7 protein-coding genes are annotated in these 5319 nt (G+C 47.5%); all 7 read right to left on the bottom strand.

The genetic code is table 11. From position 1 onward, the window contains the following. A partial coding sequence (locus ACSHWX_RS17720; protein ID WP_435669540.1) for a hypothetical protein occupies positions 1-228 on the bottom strand: 228 nt, incomplete at its 3' end. A 986-nt stretch (positions 229-1214) separates the two neighbouring features. Continuing rightward, on the bottom strand, positions 1215-1517 hold the full coding sequence (locus ACSHWX_RS17715) for a hypothetical protein (RefSeq protein WP_435669539.1): 303 nt from the start codon (positions 1515-1517) through the stop codon (positions 1215-1217). A 4-nt stretch (positions 1518-1521) separates the two neighbouring features. Next, positions 1522-2169 (bottom strand): hypothetical protein, encoded by a 648-nt coding sequence (locus ACSHWX_RS17710; RefSeq protein ID WP_435669538.1) that lies wholly within the window; start codon positions 2167-2169, stop codon positions 1522-1524. A gap of 300 nt (positions 2170-2469) precedes the next feature. Then, positions 2470-3732, bottom strand: a complete 1263-nt coding sequence (locus ACSHWX_RS17705; RefSeq protein ID WP_435669537.1) for a replication initiation protein — start codon at positions 3730-3732, stop codon at positions 2470-2472. 494 nt (positions 3733-4226) lie between these two features. Further along, a complete protein-coding gene (gene vapC, locus ACSHWX_RS17700) occupies positions 4227-4634 on the bottom strand; it encodes a type II toxin-antitoxin system tRNA(fMet)-specific endonuclease VapC (protein WP_435669536.1) in 408 nt (135 codons plus the stop codon). After that, positions 4634-4867: a type II toxin-antitoxin system VapB family antitoxin gene (gene vapB, locus ACSHWX_RS17695; protein WP_435669535.1), complete on the bottom strand. Its 234-nt coding sequence runs from the start codon at positions 4865-4867 to the stop codon at positions 4634-4636. The genes vapC and vapB overlap by 1 nt, the downstream gene beginning before the upstream one ends. A 257-nt stretch (positions 4868-5124) precedes the next feature. Next, positions 5125-5319 (bottom strand): hypothetical protein (locus ACSHWX_RS17690; protein WP_435669534.1); only part of this gene is annotated, 195 nt, incomplete at its 5' end.

Raw genomic sequence — 5319 nt, 5'->3', positions numbered from 1 at the left:
CTCTAGAATTTCTCTCAGGCTTGATTCACCCTCTTCGGCAAAAATATTGTCGGATTTTGCTTCGATAAGAAATCTAAGTTCGGGACAGGATCGTGCTACTCGAGCTACAACACACCATTGAGATAAAATCTGTAAATCGTCGTCACCGTCTTTAAAGGCATCTGCATGCGCATGTGCTGCGGCTGTCGATAATGATGAAAGTGGGGATTGACTGATTAGTTCGCTCACGCAGCGTGACCCCGCTTAAAGCTGTCTAGCCGGTATGTAGTGATTTTGATGTCATCAAGAGAGCTGACTAGCACAACTCCCCCTATATCCCGTCCTTGGGCTGGGTTTCTACACATTGCGTCCAACTCATCAATGAACTGGTCAATATTTTTGCAGTTTAGAACCTTTCTTTCGACGTCCCCACGAACTACGGTTTTGGCGAATTGTTGGGTGACTTGGAGTAGTTGATCATTTGTTCCACGCTCACTCATACGGTGCTCAATATGTCGTGTTTTGCTCATATGAATCCTAGTACTGCTGTACTATGTCGTTTGTTTGTGGTCTCAATATACTCGTTAAATTCTAAAAGTCAATAGTACTGCAGTACTATTTTTTGGAAGTCGTCGAGATCTCCTTATATCGCGCATTACGATTGGTCTCGTCACATGCAGTGCATAGCTGTGGATCTTGTGTGGAGTGTGTCCTTGGCGGAATGCTCTGCTCCAGCTGTTCAAAAACTGGAAAATAGATCATTGGCTTGGGGTACTTGCCGCCTGTTCCGGTTGCTCGCCTCGGATTGAAACAGCCAGAGAAGATCCGAAATGCGTAGCGCCGCGTTCGTGCCGAGTTTCCAGATGTGGCGTGGTACCTAGCCAAATCGGCTCAAATACGCCTCGATCTGGCGGAGTTGTTGTTCCGTTTCGATCTCCTCAACTTCTTGCAACTCAGGTGTCGCACAAGTGTATTTTGAGATACTCGCTGTTGACGCGAAACCCTACCCACCAGGCTTCTATCAGAGCGCGATCTACCTAGAGGCTTTGATTCCTCGTGAGTTGCACAAACGTTCGTTTGTGCAACTACGCGCAACGACCGAAAAAAGAGGGGCTTTTGGATCCTCCAGGGTGATGTTCTTCTAAATAACTGAATCTGTCCTGCGGTCGTTCTTTGTAAGCGCCTCTATTCAATGAAGTATTTCGAAACACACGAAACATTCAATACACACGAAATCAATCTATGAGTTTCGTTTCTTTGAGGTGATGCTTTAGAAATGTTCCGAGCGGGACGAGTCCCGCGAGCTCTTTGATCTTCGCCAGCTCAGCGTCGTTGAAACACACCGCTATCCTGTTGTTTTCTTTTTCTCCCGCTTTCTTTGGCGGCCTTCCGGTCCTGCCTTTCTGCTTGTACTCCCTTGTCCTTTTTGGCTTCTCTTCCTCGGACCTTGCTTTTCCCTCTACAGTGGGGCGAAGCATTGTTGGCGCTTGCGTTTTTATCGCTGAGAGGGAATTCTTCTTCTTTACGGTTTCGTTCATAATCTTAGATTGAATCTATAAAGGAATATATCGCTTCAAATTGTCTTGCAACTTCTTTGTAGGTGTACTTTGCCAAAGCGTCGGATTCGCAAAGTTGCTGAATCGACTTCTCTTTGTCGAAGATCGTGTCGAAGACTTTTGATTTTTTCAGAGGCAGCACCTGGATGTCCTTCCCTGCTCTTGCATGAACAATTTCAGCAACGTTCAAAAAGTCGGCCGAATCCATCCAATCAGTGAAAACCTCCTTCTTGCCTTTTTCAAGCTTTGTTGCTACCACGAGTATTGGCTTGTCAAAAGCGAGCACTTCAAGAAGTGTGTTTACCCCACTCGTGATGGACTTGAATTCATTCTCTATTGGAACAATGACAAAGTCTGCCTGCCTGATAGCTGAGGATATCGAGTGGGACTGAGCTGATATCGAACCAGCTAGGTCAAACACGATATCAATGTCATCTTCCATTTCAGAGAAGTCCGGAAACTCCTCTTCCATTGCGACGGCTAACCACCTTTCGTCCTCATTGATGCCCTGCATTGACTCATAGGTATGAAAACGCTCATTGGTTCCAATGGCGTAATCCCTATCGAGGGCAATGTTGGTAGAGATAGGTGTCTTCCCTACCCCGCCCTTGGCTGAATATACGGCGATTTTCATTTACGGTAATTTCAATAGTTTCTGTTTACACGAAAGTATCAAAACAAACAAATGTATTGATACATTCAATACACAGTAGTGTAGTCAATCTTTCGTAGATATCAAATGTTTCTATAGTTTTGTTGGTTAACATACTTTCGTTACACACCAAACTAATGAAAATTATGTGTGTTTCGATATGCAGATAAACTTTAAGCGCCGATGATTGGATTGGTACCCACACTTTTGATACACACGAATGTATCGAAAGCGATGAATTTGCGCGAAAACGATAAAAGCAGGTCGCCGTAGAGGAGGGGGCTAGGCTTCTAGCCTAGAATCAAGCTCTTCTTCAAACCCAGGAATCATCGCGTCTAGCTCACTCGCTATCTGTGGACTTTCAAGAGACTTGATAAGCTTCTTTATCGCTTGTGGCTTGTCTTCTTTCAGCTTTTCCAACAGATTGGCCTGTACATCTTCGCTTAACGCTTGGATGTACTCGCTCCGAATGAGTTTTGAAGTAGCTTTTCGCTGTTTTTCCAGCTCAGCTTGCTGGGCTTCTTTTGCCTTTTGTTCTAGGGCAAGTTGCTTCTTTCGCTTTTCTTCTTCCTTTTGTTTTTCCGTCTTGGTTACCTTCGGCTTGTAGTCATCTTTTATGGCCTGAGAAAGAAAGCCTGTGACGGAAGAAGCGATAGAACCCGCTTGTACGGCTTGCTGAGTTGCTTCAATGTTTCGAGTGAGTTGTTCTGGTTCTGTCGTTTTGATGACATGAATAGCTCCCTTATCACTCATTCCGAACTCTACGAGCTGTGAATAGTGCTCTGTCTTGCGAATAGCTTCGTATTCTCTATTTTCCAAAGCCAAGGGGATCTGCTTGTTTGACGTAATTTTGAAGCGTATATCCGCAACCGTTCTTCCAATTCGCTTGAATTCCGGCACGATGACGATATCGGTTCCAATGTACTTCTTCAGAGAACCGCTGATTTCACTCACAGAAGGCTTGATGATCTTTCGGTTGAGCTCTTTGAAGATGCTGTAGTACTCGGAGTCTTCAATTCCCAAAAACTTCTTGAATTCTTCGAGGCTGTACCACGGAGTGTATGCAGTCTCTCTATTCCTCAGAATTCCTTTGTACCTGGAACAGATCTCGTAGATTGTGAGCGTGTAGCTTGAGGTAAAGGTCTTTTGTATCTCAAGGTTGATGATTCCGTAGAGTTCCGGGCTGGCGAATTTTTCCGACAACGCTCGAGAATATTCGTAAGAGCACACCCCTTTTTCTATCTCAACACTCGAAAGAAGTGTTGAGATACCCCACTTCGTTGATCCGTCTTCGTTTCGGATATCCCATTCAATCTTGACGCTGGCAAGGTTGCGGATAGCGTCTTTCAGCACCTCAACGTTATGGCTATTGAAGCCTGATACTTCGGCAAGCGCATAGATGTTGATGCTATGGACTCGTTGAGTCAGTAGATCATCGTACGCGTTGTAGAGCAGAACATTCGAGAGCTTCCTTTCGAGAAGTGAAAGCTTGCCGTTGGTATGGATCGCTGACGAATGCTTTTTAAGTTCCTTTTTTTTAGCCACGTCGAGAGGGGTTCACATAAGTCCGAGCTTAGAGATTAAGTCGATTGGTGCTCAGTATATGAAAAAGTGTCCAACAGTCAATAGATATCTAGACACCTAAAGAACACGAAATCTTACTTTCCCCATAAACGGACACCTTTAAAAATTAATGGCTTTGCAATCAGTTAGCTACGGTTTTTCTAGATTTCCCCATAAACGGACACCTTATTCCCCATAAACGGACACCTAACTACCCATAAACAGACACCTTTACATTCAGGTTTCCCCATAAACGGACACTTAACTACCCATAGACGGACACCTTTAACTTCTTGCGGCAACTCTATCTTATTGATTTATAAGTAAAATACAGTGTTTCGTAAAACGACAAAGTATTAAAAGTTATTGTTTATTAAAAGATAAAAACAACAAACGTTTTGGGTTGCTGTTTCTTTTTTATTTGCATCAAAGGGTCTTACAGAGGGCACCACAGGAAGAAATTGGAGCTTGTCAGTTCACGGTGGAGATACCCAGTTCTCCAACCGCAGACCTTCGACACGCTCGAATTCCTTCAGGTTGTTCGTCACCAGCGTGAGTCCTTCACTACGAGCGTGTCCGGCGATGTGCAGATCATTGACCCCGATCGGGGTCCCCTTGCGCTCCAGGTTCGCCCGAATGTCCCCGTAGTGCGCTGCCGCCTTCTGGCCGTAGTCCAGCAGCGTCAGGCGTGAACAGAAGTCTTCCACGACCCGCAGGTTCTGCTCAGGGCGCTCGCTCTTCTCCACCCCATGGATCAGCTCCGCCTGGCTCACCACGCTCATGGCCAACTGTCCGGCATGGCGGTTGAAATGCTCCAACGCTTCAGGCGGTCGGCGCTTGATCACGTAGATCGCGATGTTGGTGTCCAGCAGGTACTTCAACATCAGAACGACTCACGCTCGGCTTGCTCTTGCGAGGCTCGTTCGGTCATGAAATCTTCAGAGACCCCTTCCTCCGCGTGAAAGAAGCTGTCCCAGGACTGCGTGATCGGGGAGAGCACCCGGTCCTGGCCGACCACCCGGACACGCACCTGCTTCACCTCGTCCGGAAAGCGGGTTTCAGCGGGCAGGCGTACAGCCTGGGTTCGGTTATTCACGAAGACAGATCCGGTGGGCATAGTGGCTCCTGATGACAATGCTATATACATTCAGTATATAGCTTATCGACCCCTCCTGTCCCACCTTGATGGGATGCGCGGTGTTCAGACGTCGTTGAACGGGCCTCTCCGGCTTTTTGAGCCGCTTTTTTCCGCGAGCAATACGGAAGTTGCGTAAGAGGGCAGAAAATCGCTCAGGCGGGCAGAGAGGCCGCTTCTCGACCCTCTCGATGTCCGATTAGGTCGCTCTTGGGGCTCTCGTCTCTGGCGAGGTTCATTCAAGGGGCGTCAGAGCGCTCAGGCGGCTCGCCGATCCGGTCGATCAGGGCCTCGATGATCCGTTGGGCATCCGCCAGCCGAGACTCCAGCGAGACGCGTTGCGCCTCGAGCTCTGTGGCAGCGTCTCGGGCCTGTTGTTCGGCCGCCTGCGCCTCGGTGCACTGCGTCTCCAGCGTGGTGCGTGTGCGTTCCCC

Origin of the sequence: Maritalea sp., assembly GCF_051251695.1 — a bacterium.
In the GTDB taxonomy this organism is placed as follows: domain Bacteria; phylum Pseudomonadota; class Alphaproteobacteria; order Rhizobiales; family Devosiaceae; genus Maritalea.
The sequence above is the reverse complement of the archived record's forward strand: the minus strand, read 5'-3'. Positions and strand labels throughout refer to the sequence as shown.